This is a genomic window from Streptomyces sp. NPDC050121 (assembly GCF_044460385.1).
GTDB classification, from domain to species: domain Bacteria; phylum Actinomycetota; class Actinomycetes; order Streptomycetales; family Streptomycetaceae; genus Streptomyces; species Streptomyces soliscabiei.
In genome coordinates this window covers 1-14,109 of sequence record NZ_JBITJV010000023.1, presented here as the reverse complement: position 1 = coordinate 14,109, position 14,109 = coordinate 1, and the positions used below count along the sequence as shown (strand labels likewise).

Sequence of the window (14,109 nt, the reverse complement as noted above, 5' to 3'; positions counted from 1 at the left end):
CGCTCACGCCTTCAGCGTGTCCTTCCGGTACAGCCAGGCCGCGCCGCCCGTGAACAGGGCGAAGAAGACGACCAGGATGACGATGTCCTTGGCGTGCGGGGCCTGGCTCTGTTCGATGGCCTGCCCCAGGGCAGCGTACGCGTGCGTGGGCACCCACTTGGCGATGTCCTGCAGCCAGGTCGGGAAGGTCGTCGTGGGCATCCACAGGCCCCCCAGGATCGACAGGCCGAAGTAGGTGATCATCGTGATCGGGCGGACCGCGTCCCCGTTCGCGAGGTAGCCGATCGCCACGCCCAGGGCGGCGAAGACGAGGCTGCCGGCCCAGATGGAGCCGGTCAGCGCCAGCCACTGCCAGGCGTCCAGCCGTACGTCCTTCACGACCGCGGCGACGGCGAAGACCACGACGATGGACGGGAGGCTGACCACGGCGGCGCTCGCGGTCTTGGCCAGGACGTAGCCGCGGCCGGGGAGGGTGGTCAGGCGCAGTTGCCGTACCCAGCCGCTCTGGCGCTCCTTGGCGATGCGCTCGCTGTTGCCCATCAGGACGGCCGTGAGGGCGCCGAAGGAGGCCATCGAGACCATCATGTAGGTCGGGAGGGTGAGGCCGGTGCCGTCGATCTTCTTTGTGCTGTCGGAGCTGCCCGCGATGAGCAGGAACAGGACCGACGGGTAGATCACCGAGAAGAACAGGAACTTGCGGTTGCGCAGGGCGCGGATGAGTTCCAGCTTGATCAGGCCGTTCACTTCGACTTCGCCTCCTCGGCGGTGGTGAGGGCAACGAAGGCCTGCTCCAGGCCGAGCCCGGCGACTTCGAGGTTGCGGGGGTAGAGGCCGAGGCCGTAGACGGCGTGGACGGTGGCGTCGGCGTCGGTGGACTGGATGCGGACGGTCCGGCCGGACACGTCGATCGTCGTCAGGAAGGGCAGGGCGCGCAGGGCGGCCTCGTCGATGTCGCCCTCCAGGTCGAAGGCGATCCTGCGGGCGCCGGCCTTGGCCTTGATCTCGGCCGCGGTGCCGTCGGCCAGGAGGCGGCCCCGGTGCAGGACCAGGACGCGGTCGGCTATGGCGTCGGCCTCTTCGAGGTAGTGGGTGGCGAACAGGACCGTGCGGCCCTGGTCGGCCTGCTCGCGCATGGTGGCCCAGAACGCCTGCCGGGTGGTGACGTCCATGCCGGTGGTGGGCTCGTCCAGGACGATCAGGTCGCTGTCGCCCGCGGTGGCGAGGGCGAACCGGACGCGCTGGGCCTGGCCGCCGGAGAGCTTGTCGACCTTGCGGTCGGCGATCTGGGTGACGCCGGCGCGGGCCAGCACGTCGGCGGGCCGGTACGGCTTGGGGTGCAGGGCGCAGGCGAGCCGGACCAGTTCGGCGACCGTGACCTCGTCCATCAGGCCGCCGCTCTGCAGCATCGCGCCCACGCGGCCGGCCACGATCGCCTCGCGCGGGGTGGCGCCGAAGAGGCGGACGGCGCCGCTGTCGGCGTGCTTGAGGCCGAGCAGCAGGTCGAGGGTGGTGGACTTGCCCGCCCCGTTGGGGCCGAGCAGCGCCACGGTCTCCCCCGGGCGCAGGGTGAGGCTGAGGCCGTCCACGGCCCGCACCTCACCGAAACTCTTGCTCACCTGGTCGAACCCGACCACCGGCGCTGTCGTCGTCGTCATGACGGCAATCGTCGCGCCGGGGGCCGGGCGGGCGGCAGTGTCGGCCGTCCGCAGTGCCGCATGACAGATGTCATACGGCACTGCGGTGTGTCGACTCGGGCGTCAGCTGGGGTTCGTCTCGATGATCGCGGTGCGGTTCGTCTCGCTCTTCAGGGCCGGGCGCAGGGCGCCGATGACGTCCTGGACCGTGACGGCCGTCTTCTGACCGGTGCCGCGGGTGATCAGCACCGTGTCGAAGGTGCTGCCGTACAGCTCCTTCAGCGCGGCCTGGTCGTAGCTCTCGACGAGCTTGCCGTTGATCGCCTTGACCTGGAGGAACTTCCACAGCGAGTTCTTCGGGCTGAAGGAGATCCGGTGCACGCCGTCCTTGGTCTGGAGGGTGACCTTGCCGGACATCGCCGGCTGCGCGAACTCCTTCATCATGCGGTCGACCTCGGCGTTGGACACCGTGGGCTGCCTGGTCGTGGTCGGCACGGTCACCGGGGTGGTCGTGCCGGTCTCGACCTGGCTGCGGTAGGCCTCGACCACGGCCGACTCGGCCTTCGACGCGTCGATGCCCTTGCCCGCCTTGCCGTAGACGGCGACGGCCTTGCCGGACTCGAACTTGATGGTGCCGTCGGTGGCCGAGCCGGAGCCGCCCGCCGCGCTCTCCAGAGCGGCCTGGAGCTTCTCCTCGTCGACCGGCATCGCGGGCTCGACCTCACGGTGCTGCCCGAACAGCGAGCCGATCACGGAGACGGGGTTGTAGTCGCTCTTGGCGGCGGCGTCGACCGTGGCCTGCATGTCGAACTGCAGGCCCGACTGGTCCGGCTTGAGGGTGACGGTGCCGCCGCCGACGGACAGCTTCAGCGGCTGGGCGGCCCGCTTGTCGAAGGCGTCGTCGAGCTTCTTGACGGCGTCGTCGCGGGTGCCGCCGCCGATGTCGACGCCGAGCACGGTGGTGCCCTTGGGCACGTCGGAGTGGTTCATCAGCAGGCCGGCGCCGTAGACGCCGACGCCCGCGACGACCACCAGGCCGCCGAGCAGGGGCAGCTTGCTGCGGCCCTTCTTCTTTTTCTTCTTCTTGGAGTCGCCGCCCCCGGACGCGCTCTGCGGGACCGTGGCCGTCCCGTTCGGCGGGGTGTGCGGCACCGGCCCGTCGGCGCGCGTGGCGCCGCCGCTCGGCCCGCCGGAGGGCACCACGGGGATGCCGCTGGTGACGGTGTGCCCGGAGACGTTGTCGACGGGCCTGCCGCCGTAGCCGCCCGCGCCCGGCTCGGGGGCGGGCTTCTGCGGGGTGAGGATCGCGGTGTCGTCGCTCAGTCCCCCACCGGGGAGCCGACCGGTGCCTGCACCGACACCGGGGCCGCCAGGAGCGCCGGGGCCACCGGGAGCGCCAGGAGCTCCAGGGGCGGTGGAACGCGGGCCGCCGGGGCCGCCGCGGCCGCGGGGGCCGTTGGGGTGTCCGGGGCCGCCGGGCGTGGTCGGCGCGCCGGGCGCGCGGGTCCCGCCGGGGGCGCCCGCGGCGCCGATCACGCCGCCGCCCATCGGGGGGATCATCGGGCCGTCGCCGGTGACCGGGCCGCCGGTCGGGCCCGCGGGACCGCCCTGCGGGCCGCCCAGGCCGCCGTGACCGCCGGGTCCCTCCGGCCCGTTGAAGTCGTACGAGCCACCGGGACCGGCCGGGAAGCCGCCCTGCCCGTTCTGGTTGGTCTGGCCGTTCTGACCGTTGTCGGAGAAGTACGGCAGGTTGTCGCGACGCGACTCGGCGCCGCCGCCACCCTGCTGCCCCTGCCCCTGGCCCTGGCCCTGCGGGAGCTGCCCTTGCGGGAGCTGTCCCTGAGCAGGGATCTGGCCCTGAGCCGGTTTCTGGCCCGGCCGGGAGCCGTTGCCCAGGGGGCCCGCGGCGAGCGCCTCGGTCACGTCGAAGGAGCCCGTGCCGCCGCCGTGTCCCGGAGCCACGGGACCACCGGTGGCGCCGCCGGGCAGCCCCGCGCCGTTGGTGCCGCCGGAGCGGGCGCCGCCGGGCACGCTCATGGAGCCGACCACGCCACCGGGACGCCCGGCGCCCGGCCGCGCGCCGCCGGGCGTCCCGGCAGCGGGGCCCTGCGGGCTGCTCGCGGGCGCGCTCGTCCCGGCGGCCGAACCGCCCGGCAGACCGGCCCCGTTGGTGGAGCCGCCGCCCTGACCGCCCTTGGCGGGTCCGGACTTGCGTGGCGCGAACCAGTCGCTCGTCTTCTCGTCGGCGCCGGGCACAGGTTCGGCCGACAGCTCGAACGAGCCGGTCTCCGACGCGACGGAACCGACGGAACCGACGGGGGCCGCGGGAGCCGCCGACTGCGTGTCGGGGCCCGTGCGGGCGCGTCCGTTGGGACTGTCGTCGCCCGCGCCCGGGTTCGTACTCTCGGCGTCCGCGACGGGTTTACGCACGACGACCGGCGGAATCGGCCGCGATCCGGGGATGTTGATGCGGATCCGCGTCGTCAGCGTGGTCTCGGTCTTGCGGTCCTCCGGCTGCGCGGCAGAACGGCCCGCGTCAGCACCGCCGTCGGACACCACAGGGGTGCCGTACGGCGGCGTGCCCGAGGGGTATGCGGCTCCGCCGCGCCCGTTGGACCCGTTGGGCCCGGAGGACGGACTGTCAGTTTCACGACTCAAGGCAGGTTCTCCAGGTTGGCTCCGCCGCCCGCCACGACCTCACGGGCAGCTCGGCGGCGCGCACCACCATACTGGCCACTTCTGGCCCGTATCCCACGACCGCCGGGGAAACCCACACGGGACTCCCACGGACCCGTCAGGGTGAAGTGGTACGTCACTTGCCAAGTCGGACGCCATCGCCGCCCGGTTGCCGCCCCAAACCAATCGTGGCGCAGATCACAGCAAGTGCCATGCCACCGAGCAGGAAGAGGTAGGAGCCGCCTCCCGCGCCGAACAGGAAGTCGCCCTCGGGACGGCCCGCGGTACACAGGATGACGGAGACCATCCAGCCGGCGGCCGGCGCGACCGCCCCGGCGCGGGTGTTCAGGGCGCGCGTCCCGCCGACGAAGAGGCCGGCCGCGCCGACGAGCGCGAGGAGCAGTCCGCCCGGGAACCAGCCGGCCTGGACGAGCGCCCCGGCGAGACCGGCTACCACGCCGAGCAGCACGAGCCCCAGATAGGCGGCGACCCGTCCGGCGGGGGGCATCCTCAGCGGCTGGGCGAGCATCGAACCACGGTCGGACATCAGGCGACTCCCTCGGTTCCGGCGACTCCCTCGGGTCCGGCGATGCGGGAGACGCCGGAGAGGCCGGCGAAGAGATCGCTCTCCCGGCTCTGCGCGGGCTCGCCGCGTACGAGTTCGTAGTACTCGGTCGTGAAGAGGGGCTGCGCCAGGTCGTTGGAGAGGGCGAAGTACCGCTCGCCGGGGGCGACTTCGACCTGCGTGGCGTGCGCGCGCATCGCGGCGGCCTTGGCGGCGGCGTACGCACCGGCGCCCTCGCCGCCGTCGATCTCGGCGGTGACGCGGTCGTCGTCCACGACACCCGGTACGTCGGAGACGACGGCGCTCGCGGTGAAGGGCAGCTCCGGCAGCTCCTCCTGGAGCCGGGCGAAGGCGGCCTCGGCGACGGAGCGCGGGACGCGGTTGAAGTACACCTTGGGGATGCGCCACCCGGCGCCCTCGGCCACGCCCTCGGCCAGCTCCGCCGCGCGCAGGGCGACGCGGTGGGCCTGGATGTGGTCGGGGTGGCCGTAGCCGCCGTTGTCGTCGTAGGTGACGAGGACCTGGGGGCGTACCTCGAGGATCACCTCGACCAGGGACGCGGCGGCTTCGTCGAGGTCGGCCTGCCAGAAACAGGCGGGATCGTCGTTGTCCGTCAGGCCCATCATCCCGGAGTCGCCGTACCGCCCCGCGCCGCCGAGCAGCCGGAAGTCGTCGACGCCGAGCTCGGCCATGGCGGCGGTGAGCTCACGCAGCCGGTGCGCGCCGAGCTCGGCCCCGGTGAGGTGCCGCAGTTCCGGCGGGATGACCTCGCCGCGCTCGCCGAGGGTGCAGGTGACCAGCGTCACGTGCACACCCTCGGCGGCATACCTGGCCATGGTCACGCCATTGTTGATCGACTCGTCGTCCGGGTGCGCGTGCACCAGCAACAGACGCCGGGCGGGCAGTTCCTTCATGGGGCCACCCTACGAGGCCGCCACCCGTCCCCGGCTGCCCACCCGGCCCTCTCTCACTCAGGCGTTTCCGTCCGCGAAGATCTCCTCGGCGGACACCACGGTGAGGGCACGGGTAAGCCAGCGGCGCAGGAGGTCGGGGTCATCACAGCCGGTGACCCGGCCGCGGGTCTCGTCGGGGACGTCGACGCAACGGGTCTCCAGGACGATCAGGACGTCCTCAGCGGCTGCCTGGACGCGCCCCTCGGCACGGATCTCTTCGAAGATGGATGACTTGTAGAAGGAAAGGTCCACGGCTGGCCTACTCGTCTCCGAAGACGTCTGCGGCCGACAGGGCGGTCGCGGCGCGGGCGAGCCATGCATGGAGGGTCTCGAGGTCTCCGCACTCCGTGATCCGCTGACGCGCGTCGGCAGGCACGTCGATGCCGCGCTGTTCCAGGACGGTCAGGACGGCCGTGCCGTAGGCCTTGACGCTTCCCTCGACGCGGCCTTCGTCGCGGCCCTTCTCAAGGCCTTCCTCAAGGCCTTCCTCGCGGCCTTCGTCGCGGATCTCCTCCGCGATGTACGACTTGTAGAAGGAAAGATCCACGGCCACCAGATTCCTCCAGAGCTCTTTGGCCGGGCGGTTGCCCAGGCCCTGTGCGATGAGTTCGATGATGGGGTCGGCGACGACTTCGGGCTCGTCCTGCAACGCGGTGGACAGGGCTTTCAGTATGTCAGCAATGGCCGGATCGCCCGCGTGTGTGATTGCGGCGAGTGTGGCCAGTACGAGGTCCTCGTGGGCTTCGGCCGGGTCGGTGATCACCGGCATGTTGTGGGGGCCCGCCACGAGGGGGCTGATGGTGAGGGTGGGCAGCCCGGGCGGGCCGCTGGCCACCGGTCGCTGGGCCCACGCGGCGGTGGCATGGTCCTGGACCACGACCATGAGGGCGGTGGGCAGCCGGTAACGAAGCACCTGTCCCCACCGCCTACCCGGCCGTCTGTCCCCCCTCGTCGAGCACGTGGGCGATGGCGAGGGCGATGCGCTCGATCCAGTCGACGGCGTCGTTCACGCTCGCCTCGTCGATGGAGCGGCGCTGTTCCAGGTCGCCGTCGATCAGGTCGGCATCGTGCGCGATCTTGTTGCGCCGCTGGGTGATCTCCAGATAGCGACTGCGAAGGGTCTTCTCGTTCAGCGATGTGCGGCCCTGAAAGAACGCCTCGTTGATCCACCCGGCGGACAGATACCAGACCTTCTTTTCCGTGACGAGCTTCAGCACCTCGGAAATCTTTCCGGGATGCTGGAGGGACTGAGCCGCCAACTTGTCCCGGAGATGCTCGACAACAGCCTCGGAAAGGGTGACGTCACCGCGCCGCACCGCCTCGACCCTGTGCAGCGGCAACTCGTAGACCCGCAGCTGGTACGGCATGTCGGGGCTGTCCTTGGCCGCGAGCTCGGCAACACGGCGCAGCACCTCTTCGTGCAGCCAGTGGTCGATGGCGGCGACCGCCTGGACCCAGGCCGCCCGGTAGAAATCGTCGATATCGATCGTGGGCGACTTGAAAGGGGTCAGCATTTTGCCCGCCTCAACCATGCGCCGGGCGTACGACAGGTTCGTCATGAACGCCTCGAACTGACGCGTCTGCGGTCTGGGAACGGCCATAGGTAACCCCCGGGGAACTCTCCGTCACGATCTCCATGTGCACGATTCCCGAACCGCACAGGGGGCAGTCAAGCGAGAAGGGGCCGCGCCGAGCAAGGTGGCCGATTCCGGTGCCTCGGTTTCCGGATCGCGCTCGTCCGGGTGCGGGAGCCGTCAAGCCCGGGCAGGTCGGGCTCGACGGCTCCCGCAGAGGTCAGGCTTCGCCTTCAGGCCCGGTGAAAATGTCTTCGGCGGACGCCGCTGTGACGGCACGAGTGAGCCAGCGGCGCAGGAGGTTGGGGTCGTCGCAGCCGGTGATCCGTTCGCGGATCTCGTCGGGAACGTCGAGGCCACGCGCCTCCAGGACGAGCACGATGTCCTCGGCACCCCGCTGGGCCCGACCCTCGTCACGGAACTCTTCGAAGATGTACGACTTGTACGGGGAAAGGTCCACAGCCACCAGGTTCCTCCATTGTTCCGCGGCCCGACGGTTGCCACCGAGGCCTTGAGCGATGAATTCGACGATCGTGACGACGACAGCCTCGGGAGCGTCGTGCAGTGCAGTGGACAGGGTTTTCAGTATCCCACCGACATCCGGTTCCTTCGCGTGGGTGATGGCAGACAGCGCAGCCAGCGCAAAGTCGGCGCGCGCATCGTCCGGATCGGTGATCAAGGGCATGTTGTGCGGGCCGACCACGAGCGGACGCAGAGTGAGGGATGGCCAATGCTCGGGCCCGAGGACCATCGGTCGCGCAGCCCACTCCGCGGTGGGCCGGTCCTGGCAGACGACCAACAGCAGAGGCGGGATCTTGTACTTCGTGTACAAGAAGGAGAGGTAGTAGGCCCAGCTGGCGGGCTTGTTCGGATCCTTCGCGCTCTGCGCTTCAACAGCCAGCAAGAACGTCTCGTCGCCCTCGAAACGCAGCAGCGTGTCGACACGGCGCTCGACGGGCTGAATCTCGGTGAGATCGGTTGGCATAACTGTCACGCGCTTGGGCGGGACGAACGGGAGGCCAAGCACCTTGGAGACACCGGCGAACAGACCGGGGTACTCCTGAAAGATGCGGTGCATCACCTCGTGGGGCGAGTTGACCATGTGGTTCCTTAGCTTGGTGGGTCTTCAGAAGGCCGCTGACGACAGTTCCTGACAGTCGCGGCAGCGTGCGCCCGGTTCGGGCGAGCGGATGCCTCGGTCGCAGCCGTCGCAGTTCCGCATCCGGTGGGGAGCGGCCGGCGGAGGAGTTGCGGGCTCACGGAACGGCGGTGGGGGTGGCAGCAGGGCCGCAAGGCGGTGGGCCAGGAAGGCGGCAGGACGACGGACGCCTTCGGGCGGAAGGTCGTCGCTGAGTGCCCGGCTTACGGCGGCGGGGGTGACGTCCCGCTCCAGCCAGGCGGCAACGCCGGGGGCGAGGTGGGCGACGTCGCAGGCGGAGAGGAAAAGACAGGGGTCGTGACGGCGGAGGCCGGCGAGGAGGTCGGTGGCCGTCTGGAGGAGAGCGGGGGCAGGGCAGGCCGGACGTGGGACGGCGGGCAGTGGCTTGCGTGGTGTGCGCTTCTTGGGCTTGTCGGGGTTTGCTGGGGCGTTGGCGTGATCGGAGGCTGCCGGACGGCGTTCGTTGTGGCCGGGGCGGTTGCAGGAGATCGTGCGGGTGATGATCCGGCCGCCGGGGATGCGGGAGCGTTCGCGGCGGAGGTAGCCGTGGGTCTCCAGTTCGCGCAGGGCGGCGGCGATACGGGTCGCGCCCTCGGGGAAGCGGGCGGTGAGGGTCTTGATGTCGACTCGGGCGCCCTTGGGGAGCGACTGGATGTGGACGCCCAGGCCGATCGCGAGGAGCGACAGCTCCTGGTGTTGGGCGAGATGGTTGCCGATCACCGTGAAGCGGGTGGTGTGGCGGGCGTTGTCGTGGGTGAGTCCGCCCGCGTGGGGGTGGTTTTTGCGTGGGGTACGGGACTCGGCGCACGAAGGCGCGCTAGGGTTTTCCGTGTCCATCGGGAAGCTTCCTCTTCCTCGGTGGTCAGGCCCTCGCACTGGGATTGCCGTCCCGGCGGGGGCCGTCGCATGTCTGCGGTTGTGGTGCTGCGTTTCGCTGAGCGTAGGGCAGACAACCCGCCTGAAATCCACTCCAGTTGGCGTATTCACTCGCGTGAGTGAGTTTGCGCTGCGGGCGGGAGGGGTGGGGCTTGGTGGGGTTCTTTCATCGCCGTCGTGGTCCTTTGGAGAGAGCGCCACTTACCCCGGAGCACGAGAAGTCGGGTTCCGGCGGCGGTCCAGCTTCGCTCGGGTCCGTTGACGTGCTGAAGCGTCCTGGCAACAGGTAGACGACCGGGGCCTGCCCGGCCCCATGCCGACTCGTGGTCCCACAGCCCTCCCTCCGGAGAAGATGTCTTCATGCCGAAGACCACACAGCTGCGTACGTACACCGTCCGGGATGGCCTGCTCGACGAATGGGTGGAGCGGTGGCGGGAGGAAATCGTGCCGTTGCGACTGGAGTTGGGGTTCACCATCGGAGGGGCCTGGGTGGACCGGGAGCGCAACCAATTCGTCTGGCTGATCTCGTACGAGGGCCCGGAGACCTTCGCCGAGCGCAACGCGCTGTACTGGTCGTCGCCCGAGCGCAAGGCCATGGACCTGGCCCCGGACGACTACCTTGTCCACACCGACGATCGAACAGTCGAAGGTGCCTATTGATCACACGGTCACGCCGGGTCGAGCGGCAGCAAGTGCTGTCCCCGTTCCTCCTGGGTGAGGGTGCGGAAGACCCTTCCTCGGGCGGTCGCCTCCAACCGGTCGTAGTCCGGCTCCGCCTGCCACACCCGCGCCGTCCCGTCGGCCGATCCCGTGAGCAGCCGTGTGCCGTCCGGGGACCAGGCCACCGAAGTCACCTTGTCCTGGTGCACACCCACAACGGCGATCTCCTCAAGGGTGGTGGCGGACCACACCCGTACGGTGCGGTCGTCGGCGCCCGTGGCGATGTGCCGGCCGTCGGGCGACCAGGCAACGGCGCGCAGCCGTCCTTCGTGGCCCCTCAGCACTTCGATGCGCCGTCCGGTGACGACGTCCCACACGGCGGCCGTCCAGTCCCCGGAAGCGGTGACGATCCTCGTCTCGTCCGGGGACCAGGCCACGTCCTCCACGTAGTTGTCGTGGCCGCGCAGCACGGTGAACTGCCGTCCCTCGCCGATGTCCCACAGTCGGCACGTACGGTCGTCGGAGCAGCTGGCGAGCAGTCGTCCACTCGGCGACCAGGCCACGCGCCCCACCCAGTCCTGGTGTTCCGTCAGCTTCAGCAACTCGGTCCCGTCCTGCGCGGACAGAACACGCACAGTGCCGTCGTGACCGCCGGTGGCGATCCGGCCGCCGTTCGGGGACCACGCGCACCCCTCGACAACCTCTCCGCGACGTTCGAACAGCGTTCCGCCGCGCCCGTCGACGATCCGGAACAGGCCGTCGTTGGTGCTGAACGCGAGTCTTTCCCCTTCCGGAGCCCAGGTGACGGCCCAGACCCGGTCGTCCAACCCGATCACCGGTCCGGCCGGGACGCCGGTGACCGCGTCCCACACCCGTACGGTGCCGTCGTCGGAGGCTGTGGCGAAGCGGCCGCCGTCGCCGGACCACGCGGCCTGGTTCACCGGGCCGTGGTGTCCGTCGGCCAGTACGGCCTCGGCACCATGCGGGCGCAGGTCCCACACCATGCCGGTGCCGTCGGTGGAGCTGGTGGCGAGCATGGTTCCGCGGGGTGACCACGTGACGCCCCACACGGTGTCGGCGTGGCCACGCAGTACGGCAAGGACCTTGGCGTCCTCGGTGTCCACGATGCGCACGGTTCGGTCGGAGGAGGCGCTGGCCAGCATCCGCCCGTCCGGTGACCATGCGAGGTTCCACACGTAGTCGGTGTGTCCTCGCAGCAACAGGCGGAGGTCGCCGGTCGCGGCGTCCCAGATCCGGGCGGTGTGGTCCCCGGAGCCGGTGGCGATGTGTCGTCCGTCCGGTGACCAGGCGATGCCCTCGACGAAGTCCGAGTGCCCGGTGAGCGTGGTGGTAGCCGTCCCGGACGTCAGGTCCCACACGATCGCGGTCTGATCGTGGGAGGCGGAGGCGAGGCGGTCGCCGTCCGGCGACCACGCCACACCCCACACGTCCTCGCCGTGCCCGCGCAGTTCGTGCACGAGCCGCCCGGTAACAACCTCCCAGACCCGTACGATCCGGTCCTTGGAGCTTGCCGCAACGTGTCGGCCGTCTGGCGACCAGGCCACCTGCCTGTTGAGGTCTCCGGCGCCGGTGAGCACCCGGAGCGGCTCCCCCGAGGCTGCATCCCAGATCCGTACGACACGCTCGCGGCCGGCGGTTGCCACTCTCGCCGAGTCCGGTGACCAGGCGACGGACTCGACCATGACGCCGTCGCACGGCAGCACCAGCAGGGTGCGGCCGGCCCGCGCGTCGTGAACGCGGGCCGTGCCGTCCCTGGACGCTGTGGCCAGCATGCGCCCGTCCGGCGACCAGGCGATGTGCCTGACGGTGTCCGTGTGTCCGTCGAGACGGGAGCGGAGGTGACTCGCCGCCAGCGCCGCCATCAGCCCCCGCCTGGCCGAGGGCGTGGGCGCGCACTCCCCGAGCGCTGCGAGTGAGAGCAGCAGGGAGCGCTCCGGTTCGCTCTCCGCGCTCAGGAGAACGTGTCGGCCGATGCTGTCGGAGACACGGCTCAGGAAGGTCAGGTCGCGGCGCTGCGAGGATTCGACGAGGCCGCGGGCGGGTGCGGACGCCTGTCCGGATTCCTCCAGCGCCTCGAGCCAGCGCCGGGCCGCCGTGAGGCGTTCGCCTGTCAGGAGATAGTCGTCGCTGCGTCCGGCTCGCTCCCAGTCGGCCGCCCACCGCTCAAGTTCGGCGCGCTCGCGAAGTCGTTCAGCCCGCGCCTCGACCTCCTGCCGCAGCGGGGCCCACTGGCGGAAGAGCGCCTCATGCGTCACCTGCGCCCAGGGCTCGCTGCTGGTTGCGGAGTTGCCGTCCGAGGCGTCGGTGCGTAGCAACCGTGCCTCGACGAAGGCATCGACGACCTGACGGTCCCGTTCGTCGAGTTCGGACAGCGGCACATGACGGCGGGCCACGTCCTGGCCCTCGACCGTGACGAACCTGAGCAGGACGCGGAGGACGAAGTCGATGCCCACGCCCGTACCGAGCCCGGTCACGGTGTTGTCAGCCTGGCGCGCCAGCGCGCCCGCCACTCCGCCGAGCCGCCGGTACAGGTCCTCAGTGACCGTCCCACCCGGGCCGGAGGCGAAATACAGCTCCTGGAGGAGGTAGGCGAGCAGCGGCAGGGCGTCGTCCGTCCCGGTCTCGCTCACGATGGAGTCGACGACTCCGGACTCGAAGCGGAGGTCGACGAGGGCCCCAGGTCGCTCCACGACTTCGGCGAGCTGTGCCCTGCCCAACGTACCGATGGCGACGGGATGCTGGAGGATTTCCGCGTGTCCGGTGCCGAGCAGCCGGCCGAGCAGGTCCACCCGGAGGGTGACCAGTACGCGGACCGCTGGATCCTGTTCCACACAGGTGCGCAGCGCTGCGAGGAACTGGGCTCGTTCGCGCTCCCCCGCCAGAGTGACGACCTCCTCGAACTGGTCGACCACGAGGAGTATCCGGCGGAACCGGCCGCCGCGCAGTCGCGCCAGCTCGGCTCGCAGCGCGTCCGGCCCCTGGCGCAACCTGCGCAGTATGGCGCTCGCCGGTTCCTGTCCTTCGGCAGCGGCCGCCAGCGCCCCCGCGAGGGCGCCCAGTGGGTTGGGGCCAGGGGCGAAGGCCGGTACGACGGTCCAGCGGCGTTCCCGAAGGCGGGGCATCACCCCTGCTCTGACCAGCGAGGACTTACCGCTCCCGGACGCCCCGACCAGCACGAGGAACCGTTCCGCGGGGCGGGTCGCGGTGGCGTGCAGCCTGCGAGTCAGTTCGGCGGCCTGTGCCTCCCGGCCGAAGTAGACGGCAGCCTCGTCCTCGTCGAACGCGTCGAGGCCCGGGTAAGGAACCCGCTCACGCGGCCACTCGATCCGGGACGGTGCGGGATTCTCCAACCGGTAGACGACGACCTGCCCAACCACGAGCGCCACGATCAGCACACCGATGGCCGGAACGGAGAACCGCTGAATGGCCTCCAGCGCCCAGGGAGCCTTGTCGGTACTGGTCGCGTAGTTGGTGGCGATCCCGAGTAAGCAGGCGACCAGCGCCAGCATGACCTGGAGCGCGATCTGCATCCGGTTCCTCATCGAGTACCGCTCACTGCCGCGCCACCACTCATCAACACCGCTCGGCCCCCGTTCCACCGGCCTCGAAACGCCGGCACCGCGTCATCCGCCCGGCCTCCCGTGGACCGGGTGGGATGGGCGCTCATGACCATCTTCTGGGCCTCCGCAGGCCCGTTCAACGGTGCGTATGGGTTTCGGCCAGGCGGGGGCCACGGCTCTCCCGCCCTAGCGAGAACCCTTGGGGGCGTGCCGTGGGCGAGAGCGGTGGGCATGGGGGTGGGGCTCGGTGGGCTCTTTCTCCCCCGTCAGGTGCCTTGGGAAAGACCGCCGCTCGCACCGGGGCATGGGCCATCGGGGTCCGGTGCGAGCCTCAGCGTGAGGTGGGCCGCCGGGCGAGGTGGCAGCGGAGCTGCCCCTTTTCCCAGCGGCCTCCTCCCGAACCCGTCGTGCGACGTTAACCGCAACGGGCT

Annotated in this window: 11 protein-coding genes and 1 pseudogene; 1 reads left to right on the top strand and 11 read right to left on the bottom strand. The window is 70.6% G+C overall.

The features are described 5' to 3' along the window. Positions 1 to 3: 3 nt before the first annotated feature. The 10 genes and pseudogenes from ACIBTS_RS30125 to ACIBTS_RS30080 all read right to left on the bottom strand — a co-directional run bounded on the left by ACIBTS_RS30125 (position 4) and on the right by ACIBTS_RS30080 (position 9,398). Complete coding sequence (locus tag ACIBTS_RS30125) at positions 4 to 744, bottom strand: ABC transporter permease (protein WP_399323499.1); 741 nt, start codon at positions 742 to 744, stop codon at positions 4 to 6. After that, on the bottom strand, positions 741 to 1,655 hold the full coding sequence (locus ACIBTS_RS30120; protein ID WP_319674287.1) for an ABC transporter ATP-binding protein: 915 nt from the start codon (positions 1,653 to 1,655) through the stop codon (positions 741 to 743). The genes ACIBTS_RS30125 and ACIBTS_RS30120 overlap by 4 nt, the downstream gene beginning before the upstream one ends. Positions 1,656 to 1,757: 102 nt before the next feature. Further along, positions 1,758 to 4,292 carry a hypothetical protein gene (locus ACIBTS_RS30115; protein ID WP_399323497.1) on the bottom strand — a complete coding sequence of 845 codons (2,535 nt, stop codon included), beginning with the start codon at positions 4,290 to 4,292 and terminating at the stop codon, positions 1,758 to 1,760. A gap of 154 nt (positions 4,293 to 4,446) precedes the next feature. Further along, the gene (locus ACIBTS_RS30110; protein WP_399323496.1) at positions 4,447 to 4,857 is read right to left on the bottom strand and encodes a DUF6113 family protein; all 411 of its coding nucleotides are present in this window, start codon (positions 4,855 to 4,857) and stop codon (positions 4,447 to 4,449) included. Beyond that, the gene (gene mshB, locus ACIBTS_RS30105) at positions 4,857 to 5,789 is read right to left on the bottom strand and encodes an N-acetyl-1-D-myo-inositol-2-amino-2-deoxy-alpha-D-glucopyranoside deacetylase (protein ID WP_399323494.1); all 933 of its coding nucleotides are present in this window, start codon (positions 5,787 to 5,789) and stop codon (positions 4,857 to 4,859) included. Before mshB ends, ACIBTS_RS30110 begins: the two co-directional genes overlap by 1 nt. Before the next feature lie 57 nt (positions 5,790 to 5,846). After that, positions 5,847 to 6,080 carry a hypothetical protein gene (locus ACIBTS_RS30100; protein WP_399323492.1) on the bottom strand — a complete coding sequence of 78 codons (234 nt, stop codon included), beginning with the start codon at positions 6,078 to 6,080 and terminating at the stop codon, positions 5,847 to 5,849. 7 nt (positions 6,081 to 6,087) lie between these two features. Beyond that, a pseudogene (locus ACIBTS_RS30095) lies at positions 6,088 to 6,735 on the bottom strand (hypothetical protein); the annotation flags it as partial. Between the two features lie 19 nt (positions 6,736 to 6,754). Then, positions 6,755 to 7,387 (bottom strand): hypothetical protein, encoded by a 633-nt coding sequence (locus ACIBTS_RS30090; RefSeq protein WP_399323490.1) that lies wholly within the window; start codon positions 7,385 to 7,387, stop codon positions 6,755 to 6,757. 235 nt (positions 7,388 to 7,622) lie between these two features. Beyond that, a complete protein-coding gene (locus ACIBTS_RS30085) occupies positions 7,623 to 8,504 on the bottom strand; it encodes a hypothetical protein (RefSeq protein ID WP_399323489.1) in 882 nt (293 codons plus the stop codon). A gap of 24 nt (positions 8,505 to 8,528) precedes the next feature. Continuing rightward, complete coding sequence (locus tag ACIBTS_RS30080) at positions 8,529 to 9,398, bottom strand: helix-turn-helix domain-containing protein (protein WP_399323487.1); 870 nt, start codon at positions 9,396 to 9,398, stop codon at positions 8,529 to 8,531. 399 nt (positions 9,399 to 9,797) lie between these two features. Between ACIBTS_RS30080 and ACIBTS_RS30075 the strand changes: the two genes are divergently transcribed. Beyond that, complete coding sequence (locus tag ACIBTS_RS30075) at positions 9,798 to 10,097, top strand: NIPSNAP family protein (protein ID WP_399323486.1); 300 nt, start codon at positions 9,798 to 9,800, stop codon at positions 10,095 to 10,097. Between the two features lie 8 nt (positions 10,098 to 10,105). Here ACIBTS_RS30075 and ACIBTS_RS30070 read toward each other — a convergent pair whose 3' ends face one another. Next, positions 10,106 to 13,648: an AAA family ATPase gene (locus tag ACIBTS_RS30070; protein WP_399323484.1), complete on the bottom strand. Its 3,543-nt coding sequence runs from the start codon at positions 13,646 to 13,648 to the stop codon at positions 10,106 to 10,108. Between the last annotated feature and the right edge of the window lie 461 nt (positions 13,649 to 14,109).